General features: G+C 68.9%; 19 protein-coding genes. 6 read left to right on the forward strand and 13 right to left on the reverse strand.

Annotation, left to right across the window (positions count from 1 at the left end):
• The 4 genes from ACLBX9_RS12230 to ACLBX9_RS12245 all read left to right on the forward strand — a co-directional run.
• Positions 1–433 (forward strand): hypothetical protein (locus ACLBX9_RS12230; RefSeq protein WP_447719115.1); only part of this gene is annotated, 433 nt, incomplete at its 5' end.
• Between the two features lie 95 nt (positions 434–528).
• On the forward strand, positions 529–2,916 hold the full coding sequence (locus ACLBX9_RS12235; protein ID WP_447719116.1) for a glycosyltransferase family 2 protein: 2,388 nt from the start codon (positions 529–531) through the stop codon (positions 2,914–2,916).
• A 232-nt stretch (positions 2,917–3,148) separates the two neighbouring features.
• Complete coding sequence (locus ACLBX9_RS12240) at positions 3,149–3,898, forward strand: hypothetical protein (protein WP_447719117.1); 750 nt, start codon at positions 3,149–3,151, stop codon at positions 3,896–3,898.
• The gene (locus tag ACLBX9_RS12245; RefSeq protein WP_447719118.1) at positions 3,895–4,920 is read left to right on the forward strand and encodes an NAD-dependent epimerase/dehydratase family protein; all 1,026 of its coding nucleotides are present in this window, start codon (positions 3,895–3,897) and stop codon (positions 4,918–4,920) included. Before ACLBX9_RS12240 ends, ACLBX9_RS12245 begins: the two co-directional genes overlap by 4 nt.
• A 647-nt stretch (positions 4,921–5,567) precedes the next feature.
• On the opposite strand, the gene ACLBX9_RS12250 is transcribed toward ACLBX9_RS12245, so the two are convergent.
• The 7 genes from ACLBX9_RS12250 to ACLBX9_RS12280 form a co-directional block, all read right to left on the reverse strand.
• Complete coding sequence (locus ACLBX9_RS12250; RefSeq protein WP_447719119.1) at positions 5,568–7,244, reverse strand: GDSL-type esterase/lipase family protein; 1,677 nt, start codon at positions 7,242–7,244, stop codon at positions 5,568–5,570.
• 12 nt (positions 7,245–7,256) lie between these two features.
• On the reverse strand, positions 7,257–8,501 hold the full coding sequence (locus ACLBX9_RS12255) for a hypothetical protein (RefSeq protein WP_447719120.1): 1,245 nt from the start codon (positions 8,499–8,501) through the stop codon (positions 7,257–7,259).
• Between the two features lie 373 nt (positions 8,502–8,874).
• Positions 8,875–9,195, reverse strand: coding sequence for a hypothetical protein (locus ACLBX9_RS12260; protein ID WP_447719121.1), 321 nt, complete (start codon positions 9,193–9,195; stop codon positions 8,875–8,877).
• Positions 9,192–9,923: a glycosyltransferase family 2 protein gene (locus ACLBX9_RS12265; RefSeq protein WP_447719122.1), complete on the reverse strand. Its 732-nt coding sequence runs from the start codon at positions 9,921–9,923 to the stop codon at positions 9,192–9,194. Before ACLBX9_RS12265 ends, ACLBX9_RS12260 begins: the two co-directional genes overlap by 4 nt.
• The gene (locus ACLBX9_RS12270) at positions 9,920–10,546 is read right to left on the reverse strand and encodes an HAD family hydrolase (RefSeq protein WP_447719123.1); all 627 of its coding nucleotides are present in this window, start codon (positions 10,544–10,546) and stop codon (positions 9,920–9,922) included. Before ACLBX9_RS12270 ends, ACLBX9_RS12265 begins: the two co-directional genes overlap by 4 nt.
• Positions 10,543–11,151, reverse strand: coding sequence for a hypothetical protein (locus ACLBX9_RS12275; protein ID WP_447719124.1), 609 nt, complete (start codon positions 11,149–11,151; stop codon positions 10,543–10,545). Before ACLBX9_RS12275 ends, ACLBX9_RS12270 begins: the two co-directional genes overlap by 4 nt.
• Complete coding sequence (locus ACLBX9_RS12280; protein WP_447719125.1) at positions 11,148–11,897, reverse strand: glycosyltransferase family 2 protein; 750 nt, start codon at positions 11,895–11,897, stop codon at positions 11,148–11,150. The genes ACLBX9_RS12275 and ACLBX9_RS12280 overlap by 4 nt, the downstream gene beginning before the upstream one ends.
• A gap of 343 nt (positions 11,898–12,240) precedes the next feature.
• Between ACLBX9_RS12280 and ACLBX9_RS12285 the strand changes: the two genes are divergently transcribed.
• Positions 12,241–14,220 (forward strand): hypothetical protein, encoded by a 1,980-nt coding sequence (locus ACLBX9_RS12285; protein ID WP_447719126.1) that lies wholly within the window; start codon positions 12,241–12,243, stop codon positions 14,218–14,220.
• An 82-nt stretch (positions 14,221–14,302) separates the two neighbouring features.
• Here ACLBX9_RS12285 and ACLBX9_RS12290 read toward each other — a convergent pair whose 3' ends face one another.
• On the reverse strand, positions 14,303–15,670 hold the full coding sequence (locus ACLBX9_RS12290; RefSeq protein WP_447719127.1) for a coagulation factor 5 8 type domain-containing protein: 1,368 nt from the start codon (positions 15,668–15,670) through the stop codon (positions 14,303–14,305).
• Positions 15,671–16,000: 330 nt separating this feature from the next.
• On the opposite strand from ACLBX9_RS12290, the gene ACLBX9_RS12295 reads away from it, so the two are divergent.
• Complete coding sequence (locus tag ACLBX9_RS12295; RefSeq protein ID WP_010685027.1) at positions 16,001–16,600, forward strand: acyltransferase; 600 nt, start codon at positions 16,001–16,003, stop codon at positions 16,598–16,600.
• 13 nt (positions 16,601–16,613) lie between these two features.
• Here ACLBX9_RS12295 and argC read toward each other — a convergent pair whose 3' ends face one another.
• The 5 genes from argC to ACLBX9_RS12320 all read right to left on the reverse strand — a co-directional run bounded on the left by argC (position 16,614) and on the right by ACLBX9_RS12320 (position 21,066).
• Entirely contained in the window at positions 16,614–17,564 is a 951-nt protein-coding gene (gene argC / locus ACLBX9_RS12300; protein ID WP_447719128.1) for an N-acetyl-gamma-glutamyl-phosphate reductase, read from the reverse strand.
• A 163-nt stretch (positions 17,565–17,727) separates the two neighbouring features.
• Positions 17,728–18,213 carry a 30S ribosomal protein S9 gene (rpsI, locus tag ACLBX9_RS12305; protein ID WP_010685025.1) on the reverse strand — a complete coding sequence of 162 codons (486 nt, stop codon included), beginning with the start codon at positions 18,211–18,213 and terminating at the stop codon, positions 17,728–17,730.
• A gap of 2 nt (positions 18,214–18,215) precedes the next feature.
• Positions 18,216–18,677, reverse strand: a complete 462-nt coding sequence (gene rplM / locus ACLBX9_RS12310; RefSeq protein ID WP_447719129.1) for a 50S ribosomal protein L13 — start codon at positions 18,675–18,677, stop codon at positions 18,216–18,218.
• 443 nt (positions 18,678–19,120) lie between these two features.
• Positions 19,121–19,717 (reverse strand): CoA-binding protein, encoded by a 597-nt coding sequence (locus tag ACLBX9_RS12315; RefSeq protein ID WP_447719130.1) that lies wholly within the window; start codon positions 19,715–19,717, stop codon positions 19,121–19,123.
• A complete protein-coding gene (locus ACLBX9_RS12320; protein WP_447719131.1) occupies positions 19,630–21,066 on the reverse strand; it encodes a nucleotide sugar dehydrogenase in 1,437 nt (478 codons plus the stop codon). Before ACLBX9_RS12320 ends, ACLBX9_RS12315 begins: the two co-directional genes overlap by 88 nt.
• Between the last annotated feature and the right edge of the window lie 70 nt (positions 21,067–21,136).

Below are 21,136 nucleotides of genomic sequence, written 5' to 3' on the forward strand. Positions count from 1 at the left end.
TGGGACGGAGCGATTCTTGGTCGACGACGTCGAGACGCTACGGGCGGAACTGGTCGAGACGCAGGCTCGCCTGAAGGAAGCGCAGGGCGAGCTCGCGCGTCTGGTTCGCCTAGCCGAGGCCGACCTTCAACGGCGCCGCCCGGGGGAGCAGTCGAGCGTGGTCGCCGCCTCTGTCCGACGGCCCGCCGCCAAGGACGTGGCCGCCCGCATCGCCCGGCTCGTCCAGCTCTACCGCGAGACTGCGGCCGCTTCTCCCGACGGCGCGCCGGTGGTCGGCGAGGACACGATGCTTCGCTGGCTGGAGACCTCGGGCCTGTTCGACCGGGACTTCTACCTGAAGTGCAACGGCGATGTGGCGAGCGCGGGCGCCGACCCGACGCAGCACTACTTCAACCATGGCTACGCCGAGGCGCGGCCGCCGAGTGCGCTCTGACGCCGGCCCGGACCGTTCGCCCGACGCCGCATTGATCGGAGCGTCGCCGCGTGCGGCGCCAGCCAGCGGCCGAGACCTGTGCGAGGACACGATCGATGCAGAGTGCCGCTGAGACCGCAGCCCCGCCTCAGCCGGAGCCCTGGCAGGACGACTTCTCGACGATCTATCGCAGCGGGCAGTTCGACCACCTCTGGTACGCGGCACGCTACCCCGACGTCGGCCTGACCGATCTGTCCCCGCTCGAGCACTACGTGAAGTACGGCGCCCGGCTCGGCCGGCAGCCGCGGCCGGACTTTCCGGGCACGCCCGACGAGGCGGTGGACGGCACATACGTCAACCCGTTCGCCGCATGGCTGCGCCAGCAGGGCTATGGCGACGCCGGCTCCGAGGCGGGCAAGCCGGTCGTCTCGGTGCTGTGCATCACCTACAACCAGGAACCGTTCATCCGCCAGACGCTCGACAGCATCCTGAGCCAGCGGACGGACTTCCCCTTCGAGCTGATCGTCGGCGACGATAAATCGAGCGACGGTACCGCCGAGATCATCGCCGACTACGCCGCGCGGCACCCGAACATCGTCGCGATCCTGCGGCCCGAGAATATCGGCGTCGTCAAGAACCTGGACGACATCGCCTCGCGCGTCTCGGGCGAGTACGTCGCCATCTGCGAGGGCGACGATTACTGGACCGATCCCGACAAGCTGCAGCGCCAGTTCGAATACATGCGGCAGCGGCCGGAATACACCCTGTGCTACCATCCGGTGAAGGTCGTCTACGAAGACATGCCGGCGGTGGAGGAGCAGTATCCGGAGCACCCCAACCCGCAGCCATCCCTGTCCGACCTCGTCGCGCATAACTTCATCCAGACCAACAGCGTGTTCTACCGCTGGCGCTATCGCGGCCGCGAGAGGCTGGAGATCGGCCGCGGCATCATCCCGGCCGACTGGTACATCCACCTGATGCATGCCGAGGTCGGCCGGATCGGGTTCCTGCCCCAGGTCATGGGCGTGTATCGCAAGCACGCCGGCGGCATGTGGGCCGCCTTCGACACCGTTCTGGCGCGGCACAAGCGGCTCGGCAAGTCGGAGATCGAGTTCTACCGGCAGCTGCGCGGCCATTTCGGCGGCCGCTACGCCGACCAGTACGAGGCGACGCAGAAGCGCATCTTCCGGCGCCTGGCCGAGGCCTATCTCGACGAGGAGGATCCGGCGCGCCTCGCGCAGCTGATCGAGGACCATCCCGACATCGCCGAGACGGCCCTGATCGAGATCGGCCTCGACGCCCCGGGCCGGCCGCGGCAGGACCCCGCCGCCCTGCGGGCCTGGATCGAGGATCAGCTCACCGTCAGCGTGGTCGTCACGGCCTACAACCACGCCGGCACGATCCGGCGCTGCCTCGACGGGGTGCTCGGCCAGCGCGGCCTGTTCCGGATGCAGGTGGTGATCGGCGACGACCTCTCCACGGACGGCACCACCGAGATCATCGAGGAATATCGCCTCCGCCATCCGGACCGGATCACCGTCCGGCCCCGGGACCGGAACCTCGGCATGTTGCACAACATGCGCGACTGCATCGGCGCCTGCACCGGTCGGTTCGTCGCCTTCTGCGAGGGCGACGATCACTGGATCTCCGACCGGAAGATCGGCCTGCAGCTGCGCATGCTGCGGACGGACCCGGCGCTCGACATGTGCTTCAACTGGGTCCTGCTGCACCACGTGGCGAACGGCTCGTTCATGCCGCACGAGGAGCAGGGCCGCTATCAGACGGGGACGATCAGCTTCCCGGTTCTGGCCCGGGCGCCGCTCACCGCGAACTTCTCGGCCTGCTTCTACCGCGCCGAGGCGCTGCGCCGCGTGCCCGACTCGTTCTACGACGAGAAGGGCGCCGCCGACTGGCTGATGAACCTCTACGTCGCCGACAAGGGCCGCATCGCCTTCCTGCGCGAGATCCTGTCGGTCTACACGATCCAGACCAAGGGCCAGTGGTCGGGTCTCGACGAGACCATCAAGAACCTCCTGATCGGCCAGTACCAGAAGCGGTTCGCGACGATCTTCGGCGAGGGCCGCGGCTTCGAGAAGTTTGACGTCGGCTGCACCGTCGCGGAGCTTGAGGGGGAACTGCCGGACGCCTTCGCGCGCGCGCATCTCGAGGCGCCGCAGGATCGCGTCTGGGCCGAGATCCAGGACGGGCAGGTCGTCTTCACCGGCTGGATTGTCGCGGCGAGCCGGGAGAAGGCCACCCTCGTCGCCGAGATCGACGGCGCGGTGCAGCGCATCCCCGTCGACATCCACCGGCCGGACGTCATCGCGGCGGTCACGGGGGAGATGCCGACTACGATGGAGGAGGCGCGCTGCGGCTTCCAGTTCGCCCTGCCCTACGCGCTGCACCTCGAGGTGCTGCTGCGGATCGAGGTGGCGCACGCGGTGGTGCCGTGGCTCTCGATCATCATGACGCACCGCGTGAAGAAGGCGGATCAGGAGGCTTAACCGTCTTTGCGAGCGGAGCGAAGCAATCCAGCGGCGCCAGGCTGATCGACGTTCCGATGCCCTGGGTTGCTTCGCTCCGCCCGGGGACGGGTTTGCTGCGGAAGGCGGTCCGGATGAAGACTGCCCGGTTGCGTGGGACCTCCCGGCTTGCTTGAAGGTCTGGGAGGCTGGTCACCCGGTTGTCTCAGCCTGAAAGGCCTTCGAACCTGGGTCGAGGAGAGGGAAGCCGGCCATGGTCCGGATCGAGAAGCCGGCGGTCGATCCCGATCGCTTCGCCCAGGTCGCCACCCTAGCCGCGGGGGCGCATCCCGAGGGCGGTGCCCTGTGTGCGATGGAGGCCGTGGCCTTCATCGCCGGCGAGCCGGTGTCGGACCATCCCGCCTGCGCGGCGCCGAGCATCGCGGCGTTCATCCGCACTTGGAGCGACGGCCTGCCTCAGGCCGAGCGCGATACCCTCATCCGTCCCCTCCTCCCGCGGCTCGTCGGGACGCGCGGCTCGGAGACGCTGGAGCGCCGGCGCGTCGCCCGGGTGGCCGACTGGCTCGTCCGGACCCACGTGCCGGCGTGGTTTCATCTCGCCAAGTTGATCGTCGAGGGCGATGAGCTGGCCGATCTGCCGGCGCTCCAGGATGTCGCCGATCTCGCGTCCCTGTGCGATCACCTGAAGCGCGCCCGCAAGCGCGCCGCCGTCGCAAACCTCACCCTGCGGCAGACGGGCTGCGAGGTCCGGGAGGCGGCCTGGGACGCGGCCCACCGGGCCGCCTGGGTGACCGTCCGCGATGCGCTGGAAGCCGCCGGCCCACGGGTTTTCGCCGCCGGCTGGGATGCCGCCTACGCGGCCGCCTACGCGGCGGCGCGGGCCTACGGGAAGGCGCCGCTCGAACCGACGCGCCGCGCGCTGCAAGAGACGGCGCTGGCGCTGGTCGAGGATCTGATCGCGATGCAGGAGCCGGCCACACCCGGGGACGATCCGACGCCATGACTGGCGGCGCGCCCACCGGGCAGGCCCCCGCCCGAGCCGCCCCATCGCTTGCGGGGGCCCGCTGTCTCGTGCTGGGCGGCGGCGGCTTCGTCGGGCTGAACCTGTGCAACCGTCTCGCGTCCGCGGGGGCCGAGGTCACCTGCTTCAGCCGCAGCCATCCCCAGCCCGAGGCCCTCGATCGGCGCGTCGCCCGGGTGACGGGCCAGTTCACCGATCGGCTGGCCATCGCCAACGCGGTCGAGCGCCAGGACATCGTCTTCCACCTGATCGCCGGCTCGATCCCGGAGAGTTCCAACCGGGATCCGTCCGCGGAGCTCGAAGCCGCCCCGATCGCCACCCTGCACCTGCTCGAGATCTGCCGCTCCGCGCGGATCCGGAAGCTCGTGTTCTCGTCCTCCGGAGGCGCGATCTACGGGATCCCGCGCGCCATCCCGATCCCCGAACAGGCCCCGACCGACCCGATCTCGGCCTACGGCATCAGCAAGCTGATGATCGAGAAGTCGCTCTATCTGTACCGGCACCTCCACGGGATCGACTACCAGATCCTGCGGATCGCCAACCCTTATGGCCGGTTCCAGCTCGGCACCAAGCATCAGGGCCTGATCGGCAGCTACATCCATCGCATCCTTTCCGGACTGCCGCTGGAAGTCTGGGGGACCGGGGAGGTGGTGCGCGACTTCCTGCACATCGACGACGTCAGCGACGCGTTCCTCGCCGCCACCGCCTACGACGGATCGCACAAGGTCATGAATGTCGGCAGCGGCCTGGGCTTGAGTGTCAACCAAGTCATCGCCGAGCTGGAGACGGCCTTCGGACGCGACCGCCTGCCCTGCGTGCACAAGCCGAGCCGCGCAGCCGACGTGCCGGCCAACGTGCTCGACACGGCGCTGATCCGGTCGGAATTCGGCTGGCAGCCGCAGGTCCCCTTACAGGAGGGCCTGATCGGCACCATCGCGTGGATGAAAAGCTACTTGGCCGACGTTCGGCCAGGGAGCAGAGCGCTGCCGTCGAGCCGAGGGTGACCGGGCGGCGGCTAGCCGCAGGTCCATCTCGTCCGACTCAACAGGCGCGGATGATCACGACCTTGGCAGAAGCGTGGAGCGGCGCGCGTCTATCGTCCGGCCCCGGCCGAGGACGCGCCGCTCGAAAGCTGGCTGGTGCCGGTCGTGACGCCCGCGGTTCCGAGGGCATACCCGTTGGTCCCGACCTCGTAGTTCGATGTGTCTTCCGGGAGACCGGTCAAGGGATTGAACGTCACGGTCGGCCTTCCAAGCTGGATCGGCTGGACCGGCTCGAACGCCTGTCGCCCACCCGCGAGCGGCCGGACGACATTCTCTGAGCGGATGGCGTCCGAACACAGGCCCTGGCAGATCGGCTCAACGAGGTCGGTCGGTTCGCAGATCGGACGCATCGTACCTCTAACGCAGGCGCACCGGCAGGCCGCGGAGGCTTCCGCGGATGTCAGAAGTAGAAGGCAGAGGACGACGAACGATCGCATGGCAACAGCCTTCGGGAAATGGTCCGCGAACTCTTACCAGACCGCCGGACCGAGGGCGACTCGCGGCACTCCTTGAGCTTTCGCGCCATGCGCTCCTCAGCCCGATGACAGCGCGGTTGCAGCCGTCCGATCCGTTGCCGGGCTACATCTGGATCATCACCCCGTGCGCCCTCAGCTGAGGTGAAACGGATCTTGCGCGCCTCGACCGCCCCGTATCACTTCGCGCATGCGCGCGAGCAGCGGCTGAGCCCGTGCCCGCGCCAGAGCGCCGCGAATCTCGCCCGCCAGCCGCGCCGCGACGATCTCCCGGGCCGGATCGTCGTAGTGGACGATGTCGTAGAAGGTCCCCTCCTCCCGGTCCTGAAAAATCCCGCTGAGGTCGAGGGCCGTGAAGGTGCGCCGGTACGGGCGCCGGGCCGCGAGGTCCGCCGTGAACGCCTCCAGCTTGGCGTACTGGCGGTCGAGATAGGCCAGGAACGCCCCCGAGGCCACGCCGCGCTCCACCTCCGTGAGGTGCCGCTTGCGCAGCACCGTCGGCTGCAGGACGCTCACGATCGGCACGCCGTGATCGTGGGACAGCTTGGTCAGGCGGTGGGCCGCCAGCTGGTAGTGGTGGACGATGGCATCCTCCCAGCCCGGGCTCTGCCAGCCGACCTCGGCGCGCAGCCGCTTCAGTTCCTCGTAGATCAGCGTGACCAGCGCCTCGTAGGACAGGCCATCCTCGCGCGCCCGAGGGTCGTGCGTGTCGAAGAAGTGGTCGTAGAGCCGCTCGGTGATGAAGGCATTGTAGGGGTGGCCGGGCCGGGGATCGTAGGTCCAGGGCTGGAACAGGTCGGTGCTGCCGCTGAGCACCACGATGGCATCGGGGGCGCAGGTCACGAGCCGCGACCAGATCAGGTGCGTCATCTGCGTGAGGCAGCTCGACATCACCCCGAAATTGTAGACCTTCGCGCCGGCGAGCCCGTCCGCCCGCAGGATCCGCTCGATGCGGCCCGCGAGGGTCCTGGCGATGTCGCCGCCGTCGATGGTGGTCGAGTCGCCCACCACCAGGATCCGGGTCTCCCCGGGCGGCTTGGCCTCGGTGATCGGGACCGCGTTCAGGAAGCCGTTCGCGTCGAACGGCACCCCGTAATGGCTCGCCCCGGGCTTGCCGGCGAACTGGATGAACGGGCTCGGGTAGCGCGTGTTCGAGTCGAGATAGCCGAAATGGTGCAGGAACTTGCGCCGTCGCGCGGCATCCTCGCTCTCTTCCGGCGGCCAGAGCTGATCGACTCCCGGGGCCGTCAGGGCCGCCATCATCGCCTGCCGGAGCGCCGCGTAGCCGGCTCCGTTGAGGCGCACGCCGTCGGCACTGAATTCGGGTCTGAGCGTTCCCGTCCCGGTAGCGAGCACGGCGTCGTAGTCGATGAAGCCCGCGCCGTAATCCTGCGCGTGGTCGCGCAGCCACGCATTCACCTGCCCGATGAGGGCGAGCGGCAATCCGGCCGCCTCCGGTGCGGCCGGATCCACCGGCGGGATCGAGCCGACCCAGGCGCGCACGTAGAGGTCGCGCGCGTCCCGCAGCATGGCGGCGATGTCGGCCACGATGGCCTCGCAGGCGAGCGAGCGGCCTTGCGTGAGGATGTCGTCGCGGCCGGCGATCAGGTGCAGGCCCTTCGCGCCGTAGGCGGCGATGTCGGATCGCAGGCGCCGCGCCATGTCGCGGGTCGATTGCCCGGCGATGCCCCGGGGCACCGTCTGCGGCCCGGAGAACAGGTCCGGCGTCTCGGCCGTCAGCCCCGCCGTCACCGAATCGCCGAAGAACAGGATCGGCCCGAACGGGAACAGCGGCGTGTCCGCATCCGGCATCGTCGGGCTGCCTCAGCGCGCGGCGAAGATCTCGATCCCGTCGAGGTGCAGATGCTGCTCCTCGTCGAGATCGACCTTCAAGTAACGGAACCGGGCATTGTCGAACCGCAGGTGGAGGGGGAGGCCCGGATGGCAGTGCGCGTCCACGGCATCGAAGACGAGGCGGTAAGCGTCCTCGGTCTCGCCCAGCCAGACCCGCATCAGCTGCGCCCGCTCGCTGGGCTGGCCCCACCGGTTGTAGATCCGGATCTCCGAGACGCGCTCGACCGCGCCGAGATCGAGGACGAACCAGGGGTTCCGGTCGAGGCCCGTGTGGAAGAAGAAGGACGGGTCGCCGGTCGTGCGCTCGCCGTACACCCCCGTGGTGCCGGACCAGGGCGAGGCCGAGCTGGCGCGCCAGGTCTTGCCCAGCGCGATGTTCTCCGACGGGCGCGCCCAGACGAGTGCGTCCCGCTCGAACTCGTCGATCAGCGTCCGGATCCGCTTCGACGGCTCGCGCAAAGCCGGGATCTCGAGGTCGAGCTTGTAGATCAGGTTCGACAGGATGCTCTGGTCGAAGCGGTGATCGATGAAGCCGTCGAAATCCGAGAGGCCGAGCTGGTTGGGGATGTCGGTGACGACTCTGGCGTCGCGCGCGTAGCGCAGCCACTCGGCGACGAGGGTGCGGGTCGCCGGGCTCACCATGAAGGCGATCCAGGAGGCCTGGATCTGGTCGGCGTCCCAGTAGCGCTCCGTGTCGCACTCCATGAGCACGAAGCAGTCGCGCTTGGTCCAGAGCCGCTGCGGCTTCCCGTGCAGCACGCCGACCGCGACCCGGCGCTCGGACCCGGCGAGCCACGTCAGGAGCGGCGCCACCGGCGGCAGCGGATCCTCGCCCACCGCCTGCATGCCCGTGTCGCTGAAGACGATGAAGTCGCCGTCCCGGCGCTTCTCCAGCGCGTCGGCGATGATGTAGGGCTTCCAGGCCCAGTTCCCCGCCCCGCGCGAGCGGTCGAGGATCTCCCGGTGCTCGCGGTAGAACGCCGTCTGGCGCAGCCGGTCGGGCGACCAGTTCTCGACCGTGTCGAAGTCACCCGTGGCCGCCGCCGCGGCTGCAAGACGGTGCTGACTCTCGACGTAATGGTACTTCGCCGCGAAGCTGACCAGCGTCTTGTGGCGTCCGCGCAGGCTGCGGCGCTGCCCCATCCGCACCTCGGCGCGATGCATGTCGTACGCGTTGACGCACAGTGCCTCGGGCGCCTCGTCCTCCCTGGCCAACGGGGTCCTCCTGGTGATCGGCTGAGGGCTTGTCACCGACTTTTACATCCTGGGCAAGGTTTCGGCAGACGGTTGCGCCGCTGCCGTGCCTTGGCCTGCGGGACGTCAGACGATTCCTGGCTACCGAACGGTGCACGGAGCACAGGGTCCACGACCTGGACCGGGAAGCCTTGCGTCAGCTCTCAACCCACGCCCTCACCCTGAGGTGCTGCGAAGCAGCCTCAGAGGAGCCCTCCAGCCAGCGCGCGATCCCTGGAGGGCTCCTTCGTGGCCCGCTGCCGCGGGCACCTCAGGATGAGGCGGTGGGTGGGATCACCCGATCGGCCTGCCGCCGGGTACGATCGCGCCCCGTGAGCGGGACCGGCTCAGCGGCTCAAACGAGATACTTGTCGGAGGGGACGGACGGCGTCTTCACCACCACGGTCACCGCGTCCGTCAACGCCTCGAAGGCCGTCGCGTCGCCCGGCTCCACCGTGATGATGTCGCCGGCCTGCCAGACCCGATCGAACATGCGGACCGTGCCGGACACGATGACCGTCAGCTCGGTGGCGATCTTGTGGAAGTGCTTGTCCTCGCGCGCGCCCGCCGCGTAGCGCTTCACGCCGACCTCGGCGTCCGAACTGCGCGCCGCGCAGGGGCTGAAATCGCCGAGGAACCAGCCCCCCGTCATGTCTTCGAGACGGTGATGCTTCATGACGCGGATCCGCCCTCGGTGAGGTGTTCGTAGTTGCTGAGCTGCCGCGGGGACTTGATCGGCCTGTAGGCATCCTTCGAGAGCCCGATCGTCCGGATGATTTTCTGCCGGAGGATGAGCTCGTTCAGCGCCGGGGCCACGTAGAACAGGCCGTTCACGTGAGCATCCTTCAGCACCATCGTCTGCAGGGCGTCGAAGAAATCGCCCGCCCGGCGCAGCCAGTAGAAGCCGGCATTGGCCTTTCGGCTGATCGGCCGCTTCTCCGCGACCTCGATCACCCGCCCCTCGGCGTCGGTGCGCACGAAGGAGTAGCGCGGGTGCAGGGAGTCGAAGGTGAGCACCCCGCCGTCGGCGCCGCTGGCGCGAAACCGTTCCACGATCTCGGCGAAGTCGACGCTGATCTGGTCCGTCGCGTTCAGGATGATCAGCTCCTCGTCGGCCTGGATCCGATCGATTGCCATCAGGGCGGTGCAGGCCGCTCCTGCGGTCGGGCGCTTGATCTCGACGGTGTCGGCCTTTGGCGAGATCAGGCGGACGATGTCCCGGACATGGTGCCGCGCGTTGTCGCTGGCGCGCACGCAGACGATGTAGCGGTTGGGATCGAGCGGCGCGAGCGCCGTCATCTGCCGCTCCAGCATGAGCTGTCCATCGACCTCGGAGAGCCAGACCGGATAGGGGTCGTCCTCGGTCTGCGCACTGGCGCCGGCGGCCAGGATGAGGATGTTCATGGCGCCGCCTCGATCTCGGCGATCCGCCGGTCCACGTTCGCCAGCGTGACGTCGGCTGGCGTCTGGACGACGAGCAGGTGCGCCCCCGATTGCCGGGCCGCCTTGATGCCGTGCTCGTTGTCCTCGAGGATCAGGGTCTCCTCCGGCGCGACGCCGAGGCGCTCCATGGCGATCCGGTAGATCTCCGGATCGGGCTTGGCCCGGGTCACGTCCTCATTCGACAGCATCAGGTCGAGGTGCGGCGTGAGGTTGGCGCGCTCCATCATCATCGTGACCGAGTCCCGGACGGAGTTCGACGCCACCGCGAGCTTGACGCCGCGCGCCTTCAGACGGGCCAGGGCGAACTCGTGGGCGAAGGTCGGCCGGCACCGGGTGCTGACGATCTCCAGCGTGTAGGATTGCTTCAGCCGGTTGAGGAAGCCGTGGAGGCCGCTCGGCAGGTTCTCCGTGGCCGTCAGTAGCTCGAGCTTGCGCCGGGTCGGGAGGCCGTCGAACGTCGTCAGGTGGTCGGTGCGGCTGATCTCCATGCCGAACAGGCCGAGCGCGCGGTTCAGCGCCTCGTAGTGCCAGTCCTTGGCGTCGATCAGGACGCCGTCCATGTCGAAGATGACGGCCTTGATCATGGGCTGATCATGCGGTGGGCCCGATCCGGGAAATCGGTGCACAGGGTGATGTCGCCGGGCATCGCCAAGAGCCAGTCCCAGACGGGGCGCGGATCGCGCCCGTGCAACTCGGGCGAGACGACGCAGACGGCCTTGCCGGCCGCCAGATGCCGCTCGATCACCGGCCTGTCGAACCAGTCGCCGCGGAAGGCGTCGAGCCACACGCCCTGCGCCGCGCCGTACAGGATCGGCTCGGGCTCGACGTCGCTGTGGCGGGTGTAGAACGGCAGGCCAGCGTTCGCGTACCGGACCGTCTCCGGGCCGGACATGTCGAAGGCGAACCAAGAGATCCCGCGTCCGTCGAACGCGCGTGCGAGCGCCGGCCCGAGCCCGTCGGCCTTGACGTTGACGGCGAGCGGCAGCCCGGTCCCAGAGAACAGGTCGAGCAGGGTCTCCCAGGGCAGTGCCTCAGCCTGCGGGGGATCGTGGGCGACGACCAGCCGGCCTGCGCTGTCCCGGACATCGGTCTCGGTGCCGTAGCCGGCGGCGATCGTGCGCTCGAAGGCCGGGACGGTGTTCTTCTCGTCCGGCTGATGCCACCAGCCGCGATGGCTGATGATCCTCATGCGCGGGCGGCGTCCCGCGAGATCGGCAGGCTCAGGAACAGGTCCAGGTCTGCCGGTGTGCCCAGCCCGTACATCCCGTCGGCCTCCCGGCCGATATTCATGTAGGCGATGTGGGCGCCGGCCTCGATCAGCTCCTCGTAGACGGGCGCGACGTAGAACTCGCCGTTGACGCGCTTCTCGGCTGCGATCATGCGCTTGGCCGCCTGGACGAAGTCGTCGCCGCGCCGGAAGTTGTAGATCCCCACGGTGGCCTCGTCGGAGATCGGCTGCTTCTCGACGACGCGCGTTACCCGACCGGTCTCGTCCAGGCCGACGAACGACCATTTCGGATCGTGCGCCGTCATGGTCATGATCAGGCCGTCGACTGCGGGGTCGTCGGTCCGGCTCAGATACGCATCGATCGCGCAGTCGATGAACTGATCGCTGTTGGCGATCATCAGCGGGTTGTCGGAGAGATGCCGCTCGGCGAGGAGCACGGTGCAGGCCGCACCCTCGGTGACGCCGTCGATTGCGACGAGCTCGGCGTTCGGCGCCCAGTCGGCGAGCTTCCGATCCAGGCCGTAGGCTTCGACATGCTCGCGCTGGCAGATGAAGATGAAGCGGTGCGGGCGCGTCGGGCGCAGGTTGTCGATGACCACCTTGATCATCGGGGTCTCATGGATCGGGATCAGCGGCTTGGGCTGAGCATATCCCACGGACGCGAACCGGCTCCCCCGTCCAGCCATCGGTATGACGATATCGAGCATGATGGGCCGGCAGGGTCCGGGGCGTTCGGGGAGGTCGGGACGCCATAAGCGATCTGCCTGCGAGGCTCAAGGTGACCGGATCGCCCGCCCGACTCCGCGGCCCCCGACGTCGTAGCCGGCGCGACGCCGGACGCCCTGGGCGCGGATCCGGGGGGGACGGCCGCCCTCTCGCCTGACCGGCGGATCGGATATACGGCGGGATCGACACCCCGGTCCGGACGGGAGATGGGGACGCGCCCGGCACCGCGGTGATGCCACGTTCGACGATGGAGGCGGCACGCGGGCTTCTTAGCGCGAGCGCGAGCCCGGCGCTGTCGGAACCGAAGTGCAGAGACGGGATGCGATGACCGACCGTATCGGTTTGAGGACGGGATCCGATCGAAGCCTCGTGGCGGATCGGATCGCGCGGGCAATCTACGCGTATGCCGGCCGGACGGGGCACGCCGTCGGACACGCCACCGTGCGCAAGGGCATGGCCCTCCTGCCCGCGCCCGTCGTCGAGACGATCACCCAGGCCCTGTGTCGCGAATTCGCCGGCCGCGCCGGAACGCAGCCGTCACAGAGCGAACTCCAGCGACTGGCCTTCCTGTACGGCGTGTTCCCGCAGGATCCGAACCTCATCGCGCTGACGTTCCGCGTGAACGTGTATCCCGACACCAACGCGCGCGCGATCGAGCATCTTCTCGCCCGAGTGACCCCCGACATGGAAAGGCGCGACGACCTGAACGTCATGCGCCTGTTCTACATCCACAAGACATCCCCGGCCGGGTTCGATCCGCAGCAGTTTCAGAGGATTGCGTTCGACGCCATCCGGAACGACGGCATTCTGGTCGACATCTGGCGGGTCCTCTTCATCAAATTGGTGATGGAGAAGATGGACGGCGGCCCCTTCGATAAGGCGATCGTCCGGCATTACATGGAAATCGAGGGCGATCCGAATATTTTATATTCGATCCTTTACATATTGTTCGACCGCTTCAATCGGCTCAACGATCTCGATGCTCTGGCAGACGTGGTCGCGCAGGCGCGGTTCAAGACGTCTGCCGAGGGCTTCGCGGTCGCGTATTTCTTCCTGGTGTCGTTCGGCTTCGCGGCACAGGCCAAGGCCTTGGAAGACGCACACCGCGGTCTCCCGAACGCCCTCCTCCACCCCCTGTTCATCAAGGGCCGGCTGGCGCCGCAGCCTGTCTCCGCCGCCCCGGAGGCGCGCCCGGACGGTGACCGCGTCGATCCCGCCTACGCCGCCCTGGCCTGGGCCTGGCGCGACGCCGAGCTTGAAAAGGCGGAGATCAGGACCCGGTTGGCGCGCCAGCCGCGCGCGGCGTCGCCGCGGGCTCCGGACGCTCCGGCGAAGCCCCGCCTGCTTGTCGCCGTCTTCGGGCAGATGCGGTTTCCCGAGGCGACCCTGCCGGGGGTGCGCGACTGGATCCTGAACGACTTCGCCGCCCACGCCGCGGAGGTCGATCTGACCTTCGCGGTCTGCACCTGGCGCGAGACCGGCGGCAAGGTGTTCCTGCCCGACGACCACATCGATACGATCGGCGGCTTCCTGTCGCCGCCGGTCATGGCGCTCCTGAAAGGCCTGGGCTGCTGCACGATCTCGGATCTCCGCCCGCATTGCCCGAGGGTCGCGAGCAAGATCCTCGACCAGGCGCATGTCAGCATGGAGATCGATGAGGGCCGGATCGCCCGCTCCTTCCCTGGAGAGACGACTTTCGACGTCGACAGCGAGGCCGGCTACATGCGCGCGCTGGGCCGGACCATCGCGGACGCGGTCGACGGCAACACGATGCTGATGAATCAGGGGCGGATGATCTCGCGGATCGGCGCGGTGACGCAGATCCTGGCAGCCGTCGACCGGTCGCGCCCGGCGCCGACCCATGTCCTGTTCATCAGGCCGGACCTGTGCGACCTCTCCGGCTCGCTCGCCTCCGTCTTTCAGCAGATGCGAGGCCGGTCGAACTGGGCCGTCGTGGACCAGGATGCCTACGCGCAGGTCGTGGAGGGCGTCGGAGACCGCTTCATCCTGGCGGACAGGTCGGCCGCCGAGCAGATCGCCGGGATCGGGACCTATACGCGGCGGATCTTCGACGGCGCGGACCCTGAGAGCGTCCTGCGCCGGAAGCGCCTGGAGCCGCACCAGATGCTGCGATCCCTGATGTTCGAGGCCGGCATCGACACCCGGACGGTGTCGCGCCGGATCGTCGGCTGGAACCTGTTCCGCGGCGCCGTCAACCGGGACACCGTCCTGGCGGAACTGCAGGTCGATGTGGCCCATATGGCCGACGGCGCCCTCAAGGAGGCGTTCACGGAGCGCCTGTGATCCCCGCCGTCCGATCGCGGCCGAGGTGCGGCGTCTGCGCGGTGTGGCCGCGACCTGGCGCCGGCCTGCGATCAGCCGGCGATCACGTCCGGTCGTCGAAGGCGAGCTGCTCGATCGGGTAGTCGATCATCATCTGGCGGCGCTCCGGCGAGTTATCCCACTCCCCGACCTTGGTGTAGGCACCCGCACGGTCCACGACCTCGACGATCTTGCCGATGGTCGGGATGCCCCTGAAGTGCTGCGGCCATCCGGACGCGAAGTAGTACACCTCCTCCACGCGCTCGGAGAGATGGCAGACGCCGGGACCGAACGTGCCGAGGCCGAAGACGAGATAGCGGCCGTTCACCAGCGCGGCGACGTCGTCGGCGAGCGTCCCGCTCTGCGTCGTGAACGGGATGCCCAGGCCGGCGATATGCGCCTCGAGCTCCGGGATCACGGGGTTGAGGCGGTTCTCGAACACCAGCTTGATGGAGGCGATGCGCTTCTCCGCCATCAGGCGCGCGATCACGAGCTTGTAGAACGCCAGCGGCGGCTGCGGGTAATGCGGCGCGACCCAGGTGCTGAAGATGTCGCCGGAGCGGATGTGGATGAGGAGCTGATCGTCGGGCTTCTCCGGAAACCGCGTAGGCAGCCGGTTGAAGAATGGGCGGATGTAGTTCGTGATGATGTGGCGCGAGCGCTCCTGCTCCAGATCGCCGGCGAGCTTCTGGACTTGGACGTCGAAGAACATCCCCGACAGGAAATAGCCGTCGGCCGGCAGCGGATGCGAGGCCGGGATGAAGGTGATGCCGCCGATCTCGCGCGGTTCCGCGTAATCGAGGACCTCGCTCCGGTCCCGGGCGGGCAGCTTGATGTACTTCAGCTTGAGGGCGATGCAGATCCCGATGGCCAGCAGGCACTGGATGATGAAATTGCCGAAGGCGCCGTTCTCGTAGAGATCGATGCCGACGACCGACAGGCTTCGCTGATCCGGATGGCCGAGAAGGCGGTAGCCCCTGTAGAGATCGACGCCCGGCCGCTCGGAGACGAGGTCGAAATCCGCGTTCATGAGCGTGCGCCAGACGATCAGATCGAAGGCGGCGCGCTCGGTCCAGACCCGCGCGGCGGCTTCGTCATCGCGGGCGGGCGCGGCGGCGGCGACGCGGATGTAGCGGGTCCAGCTCGCCTCGCCCGGCGCGATCACGATCGCCGCCGCGGCGTTCGCACTGTCGGACCCCGGGACGATCTCGGGGGACGCCCACGTCACCCCGTCGTCGGAGAAGGCGATCCGAACCTCCGAGGGAGCCGTCCCGGCCCGCCCGAGCGCGATGGTGTGGACGGGGAAGCGGAGTCCCAGGTCGACCTGCCGCCAGGCGCCGGTCCCGGACGCGCCATCTTGATCGACGACCGTCCACGGGCTGCCCGGAGCGAGTTCGACGAGGTCGCGAGGAGAAGCCTGTTCGTCTGCCATCGACTGCGTTCCGTGTTCCCCGCCCGACGTCGCGCGCTGGCTCGACCGCGGTCCATCCCGGCAGGCTCCGATCGCGAACGTCGCCGCAGGCCGAACATTCCGCGCCGTCGCGTACGACGCCGTGATCCGGATCCGCGCGCCGTCTCTACGGGAGGCCGGCGGGGAGGTCGAGGGGCCGCTTCGGCGCGCCGCGGCGTCGCGCGCCCGACATGGACAGGCTGCGCCGGTCGGTGCGATATCTGACGCCTTCCGGTCGTTGCGCGCCCGCGTGCCGCGAACGCCGTCGTCGCGACCGCTCGCCCGGGCCCTCCCAGCTGAGATCGACCAAGCATGCCTATCAAGATCGTCGACCTCGGACACAACAACCAGATCGATGCGGCCGACGATTTCCTCGAGACGCAGAACGGAACCATCTTCTTCGAGCGCAGCAACAACCACGTGATGATCGGGAAGAACTCGAACAGTGACGACATCTATCTTCACTGCGGGTCCGACGCGACGGTCCATGTCGGGGATCACGTGCGGCTGGCCAAGGCCCGGATGCACATCGTGGCGCCGACCAAGCTGATCGTGGCGGAGTTCACGTCCTTCGTCGGGAACGCGCAGATCTCCGCACACGAAGCGGCCGAGATCACCTTCGGCCACAACTGCCTCATCGCCGACGAGGTGACGGTGTCGGTGAGCGACATGCACTCGGTCATCGATCTGGAGACCGGCGCGCGGATCAATCCCGCCCGCCCGATCCTGATCGGTCACCGCGTCTGGATCGGCGCGCGCTCGACGGTGCTGAAGGGCACGACGATCGGCGACGGATCCTTCATCGGCGCGCATTCCCTGGTGCGCGGCAGCATCCCGTCCAACGTCATGGCCGCTGGCGTGCCGGCGAAGGTGATCCGCACCGGCGTCACGTGGCGCACCGATCTGATCTGACGCGGCGGCCGCCTCAGCCGTCCAGCCCGAGCATCAGCCCGAGATTCTGCACCGCCGCCCCCGAGGCGCCCTTGCCGAGGTTGTCGAGGCGCGCCACCAGCACCGCCTGCCGATGCTCGGACGAGCCGAATACCCGCAGCTCCAGCCGGTCGGTGTCGTTGAGATCCTCCGGCTCGATCTTCTCGCGGTGCGCGCCCGTGGCGGCGCCGGGCACCACCTGCACCAGCGTCTGGCCGGCGTACCAGTCGCGCAAGGCCGCCTCCAGGTCGCCCGCCGTGGGCTTGCCCGGCAGCGCGTCGAGGTGGAGCGGCACGCTCACCAGCATGCCCTGCCGGAAATTGCCCACCGCGGGCACGAAGATCGGCCGCCGGGTCAGCCGGCTGTAGAGCTGCAGCTCCGGCAGGTGCTTGTGGGCGAAGCCGAGGCCGTAGAGCTGGAACGGCGGCGCCGTGCCCTGCTCGTAGGCCTCGATCATGCTCTTGCCGCCGCCGCTGTAGCCGCTCACCGCGTTGACGCTGATCGGTTGGTCGGCCGGGATCAACCCGCTCTCCACCAGGGGCCGCAGGAGCGCGACGCCCCCGGTCGGGTAGCAGCCGGGATTGGCGACCCGCCGGGCGCGGGCGATCGCCGCGCCCTGCTCTCGGGTCAGCTCGGGGAAGCCGTAGGTCCAGCCCTCGGCGACCCGGTGGGCGGTGCTGGCGTCGAGGACGCGCGGGCCACCGCCCGGCAGGCTGTCGGCCAGCGCCACGGTCTCCCGGGCGGCCTCGTCGGGCAGGCAGAGCACGACGAGGTCGACCTCGGCCAGCAGGGCGCGCTTGGCTTCCGGGTCCTTGCGGTGCTCGGGGGCGATGCTGCGGAGGGTGACCCGGCCGTCGCGCTCCAGGCGCTCGCGGATGCCGAGGCCGGTGGTACCGGCCTCGCCGTCGATGAACACAGTGGGCTTCCTCGCGCCGTCGCCAGCCATCGTCCGTCTCGCTTTCGAAATCCCATGCTCCGCCCGAGTCGGGCACGGCTGTTCAGGTGATCGCGCTGCACCATCGTGTCAACGGCAGCAGTGGACCGTCAGAAACGCGAAAGGGCGGCCCCCGCAGGAGCCGCCCTCTCCGTGACACCGGTGTGACCGGATATCAGCGCTTGGAGAACTGGAAGCTGCGGCGGGCCTTCTTGCGGCCGTACTTCTTGCGCTCGACCACGCGGGCGTCGCGGGTGAGGAAACCTTCGCGCTTCAGCGGGGCGCGCAGCTCCGGCTCGTAGTAGGTCAGGGCCTTCGACAGACCGTGGCGCACCGCGCCGGCTTGACCCGAGAGGCCGCCGCCCGCCACCGTGACGGTGATGTCGTACTGGTCGACGCGGCCGGCGATCTCCAGCGGCTGGCGCAGGATCATGCGCAGCACCGGACGGGCGAAGTAGGTCTCCACCGGGCGCTTGTTGATCGTGACCGTGCCCTTGCCGGGCTTGATCCAGACGCGGGCGACCGCGTCCTTGCGCTTGCCGGTGGCGTAGGCGCGGCCCTGCGCGTCCAGCTTCTGGACGTGCACGGGGGCCTCGTTGGCCGGATCGACCGCGCCGGTGTTCGACCGGTTGAGGTCGGCGAGTGACTGCAGGGTCGCCATGATCAAGCGCTCACGTTCTTGCGGTTGAGGGCGCCGACGTCGAGCGCCTGCGGCTGCTGGGCCTCGTGCGGGTGCGCGGCGCCCTTGTAGACGCGGAGGTTGCCGAGGATCTGACGGAAGAGCGGGCCGCGGGGCAGCATGCGCTCGACGGCCTTCTCGACCACGCGCTCGGGGAACCGGCCCTCGAGGATGAACTTGGCCGTCCGCTCCTTGATGCCGCCCGGGTAGCCCGTGTGGTAGAAATAGCTCTTCTGATTGTACTTACGCCCGGTGAACTTCACCTTCTCGGCGTTGATGACGATGACGTTGTCGCCGCAATCGACGTGGGGCGTGTAGGCGGCCTTGTGCTTGCCGCGCAGGCGCATCGCCACGATCGACGCCAGACGGCCCACCACGAGGCCCTCCGCGTCGATCACGATCCACTTCTTGTCGACCTCGGCGGGCTTCAGCGAGGTGGTCTTCATAGCCAAATCCCAGGGGTTCCGACGGATCCGGCCCCGACGGGTCGGGGCATTCAGGCATCGGGGTGCCGAAAAACGAGCCGCCGCGTGGGGTGCACGCGGCGGCGGTGGCGGGTGGATAGCTGGGCTCGGAGGCCGGGTCAACAGGAAAATAGGAGATCGCGAAAAGACGAGCCGATAGAATGGGTTGATGCATTCGGTATCAGAATACCACACACCTTGCGTCAGGCGACCGCGAAGGTTCGGATCGGCTGTCCATCCCTCCCCCTCATCCTGAGGCGCCGCAGCGCAGCGGAGGCCTCGAAGGAGGGCTCCAGGGATCGCGAGGCCTTCTGGAAGTCTCCTTCGAGGCCCGCTGACGCGGGCACCTCAGGATGAGGAGGTTGGATGGGACCTTCTGTTCAGCCTGCCACGAGGCGCTGTCGGGGACCGCGAGCCTCCCGCATTCACGTGCCGCGCCGGCCCCGCTCCGCGATGGTGAGCTTCTGGACGCCCTTGGCCGCGAGCACGGGTTTCCGCGCGCTGAGGATGCGGGAGTTCACGCCCGTCCAGCCGATCTCGCCCGAGAGCCGCCCGTACTCGATCTTGGGGCAGCGGTTCATGATCACCGTGAGTCCGCGAGCCTCGGCCCGGGCGGCGGCCGCGTCGTCGCGCACGCCGAGCTGCATCCAGATCACCTTCGGCAGCGGGTCGAGGGCGAGCGCCTCGTCCACCAGCGGGCCGGCGGCGGCGGAATTGCGGAAGATCTCCACCATGTCGATCGGCTGCCCGGCGAGGGAGGCCTGGACCTCCGTGAGGGAAGCCAGGACCCGGCGCCCGAGCAGGTCCTGCCCGGCGAGGCCGGGATTGACCGGGGTGACCAGATAGCCCCGGTCGATCAGGTACTTGAGCACAATCCAGCTTGGCCGGGCGGGGTTCGCCGAGGCGCCCACCAGGGCGATCGTGCGCGTGGCGTTCAGGATCGCGCGGATCTGCGCGTCGGGGTAGCGGGCATGCCGATCCACGATCGCCGTGGTGCCGGACTCGTCGGCGGTCTCGTGCATGGCGTGCCTCCCTGCTTGTTCCGGCCCGCCTCAGAGCCGCCAGACCTCGTAGCCCAACCGCGCGAAGGCCGCCCGGCCGTGAAGCCCAACCGCGCGAAGGCCGCCCGGCCGTGAAGCGACTTCACGTCGACCACGAGCCCGCCGGGTTTCAGCCGCGCGGTGAGCGCCTCCGGCGCCATCTCGGCATAGTCCCGGTGCGGCACCGCGACCACGACGGCGTCCGCGTCCTCCGGCAGCGCGTCCCAACCGACCAGGGCGATCCCGTACTCGGCCGCGGCCTCCGCCGCGCTCGCCCGGGGATCGTGGACCGCGACGGCGCAGCCGAACTCGGCCAGTTCCCGGACGAGATCGGCCACCTTGGAGTTGCGCAGGTCGGCGCAGTTCTCCTTGAAGGTCAGGCCGAGCACGATGACCCGCGCGTTCCCGGCCCCGCCACCCCGCCGGACGATCCGCTTCACCGTCCCGCGGGCGACGTGCGCGGCCATGCTGTCGTTGATGCGCCGCCCGGCCAGGATCACCTGGGGGTGGTAGCCGATCATCGCGGCCTTGTGGGTCAGATAATAGGGATCGACCCCGATGCAGTGGCCGCCGACGAGCCCTGGGCGGAACGGCAGAAAATTCCACTTGGTCCCGGCCGCCTCGAGCACCTCCAGGGTATCCAAGTCGAGCTTGTCGAAGATCAGCGACAGCTCGTTCATGAGGGCGATGTTCAGGTCGCGCTGGGTGTTCTCGATGACCTTGGCGGCCTCCGCGACCCGGATCGACGCGGCGGCATGGAGGCCCGCATCGACGATCGTCCCGTAGAGCGCGCTGAGCCGTGCCAGGGTCTCGGGGCTGTCGCCCGAGACGACCTTCACCACCTTGCCGAGGCTGTGCTCCACGTCGCCCGGATTGATCCGCTCCGGGGAGTAGCCGACGAAGAAATCCGTCTTCCAGCGCAGGCCGGAGGATCGCTCCAGGACGGGGATGCAGACCTCCTCGGTGGCGCCGGGATAGACCGTGGATTCGAACACCACGGTCGTGCCGGGCCGCATGTTCTGCCCGACCAGCGCCGAGGCCTGGGTCAGCAGGTCGAAATCCGGACACTGCGCCGCGTCGACCGGGGTCGGGACCGTGACGATGATCACGTCCGCCTCCGACAGCCGGGCCGGGTCGTCGGTGACCGACAGGTGGCCTGCGGCCCGGAACGCGGCAGCGCTGACCTCGCCGGCCGGGTCGCGGCCGTCCCGGTAGGCCGCCACCTTGGCGGCGTCCCGCTCGTAGCCGACCGTGGGCCGGGTCCGGCCGAAGGCCAGGGCGAGCGGGAGCCCGACATAGCCCAGGCCGACGATTGCCACCCTCTCCGACACGTCGGGTTCCCCTGCGGACCGGCGCGCCGGTGACGGCCTCGCCCGCCCGGCGGCGTATAGGGGCGGCCCG

Source organism: Methylobacterium sp. A49B (genome assembly GCF_053346215.1).

What these genes read in the sequence shown, in the direction of transcription:
- ACLBX9_RS12235 (WP_447719116.1), top strand. Translation starts at nt 529, where the DNA reads ATGCAGAGTGCCGCTGAGACCGCAGCCCCGCCTCAGCCGGAGCCCTGG.
- ACLBX9_RS12240 (WP_447719117.1), top strand. Translation starts at nt 3,149, where the DNA reads ATGGTCCGGATCGAGAAGCCGGCGGTCGATCCCGATCGCTTCGCCCAG.
- ACLBX9_RS12245 (WP_447719118.1), top strand. Translation starts at nt 3,895, where the DNA reads ATGACTGGCGGCGCGCCCACCGGGCAGGCCCCCGCCCGAGCCGCCCCA.
- ACLBX9_RS12250 (WP_447719119.1), bottom strand. Translation starts at nt 7,244, where the DNA reads ATGCCGGATGCGGACACGCCGCTGTTCCCGTTCGGGCCGATCCTGTTC.
- ACLBX9_RS12260 (WP_447719121.1), bottom strand. Translation starts at nt 9,195, where the DNA reads ATGAAGCATCACCGTCTCGAAGACATGACGGGGGGCTGGTTCCTCGGC.
- ACLBX9_RS12265 (WP_447719122.1), bottom strand. Translation starts at nt 9,923, where the DNA reads ATGAACATCCTCATCCTGGCCGCCGGCGCCAGTGCGCAGACCGAGGAC.
- ACLBX9_RS12270 (WP_447719123.1), bottom strand. Translation starts at nt 10,546, where the DNA reads ATGATCAAGGCCGTCATCTTCGACATGGACGGCGTCCTGATCGACGCC.
- ACLBX9_RS12275 (WP_447719124.1), bottom strand. Translation starts at nt 11,151, where the DNA reads ATGAGGATCATCAGCCATCGCGGCTGGTGGCATCAGCCGGACGAGAAG.
- ACLBX9_RS12280 (WP_447719125.1), bottom strand. Translation starts at nt 11,897, where the DNA reads ATGCTCGATATCGTCATACCGATGGCTGGACGGGGGAGCCGGTTCGCG.
- ACLBX9_RS12285 (WP_447719126.1), top strand. Translation starts at nt 12,241, where the DNA reads ATGACCGACCGTATCGGTTTGAGGACGGGATCCGATCGAAGCCTCGTG.
- ACLBX9_RS12290 (WP_447719127.1), bottom strand. Translation starts at nt 15,670, where the DNA reads ATGGCAGACGAACAGGCTTCTCCTCGCGACCTCGTCGAACTCGCTCCG.
- ACLBX9_RS12295 (WP_010685027.1), top strand. Translation starts at nt 16,001, where the DNA reads ATGCCTATCAAGATCGTCGACCTCGGACACAACAACCAGATCGATGCG.
- argC (WP_447719128.1), bottom strand. Translation starts at nt 17,564, where the DNA reads ATGGCTGGCGACGGCGCGAGGAAGCCCACTGTGTTCATCGACGGCGAG.
- rpsI (WP_010685025.1), bottom strand. Translation starts at nt 18,213, where the DNA reads ATGGCGACCCTGCAGTCACTCGCCGACCTCAACCGGTCGAACACCGGC.
- rplM (WP_447719129.1), bottom strand. Translation starts at nt 18,677, where the DNA reads ATGAAGACCACCTCGCTGAAGCCCGCCGAGGTCGACAAGAAGTGGATC.
- ACLBX9_RS12315 (WP_447719130.1), bottom strand. Translation starts at nt 19,717, where the DNA reads ATGCACGAGACCGCCGACGAGTCCGGCACCACGGCGATCGTGGATCGG.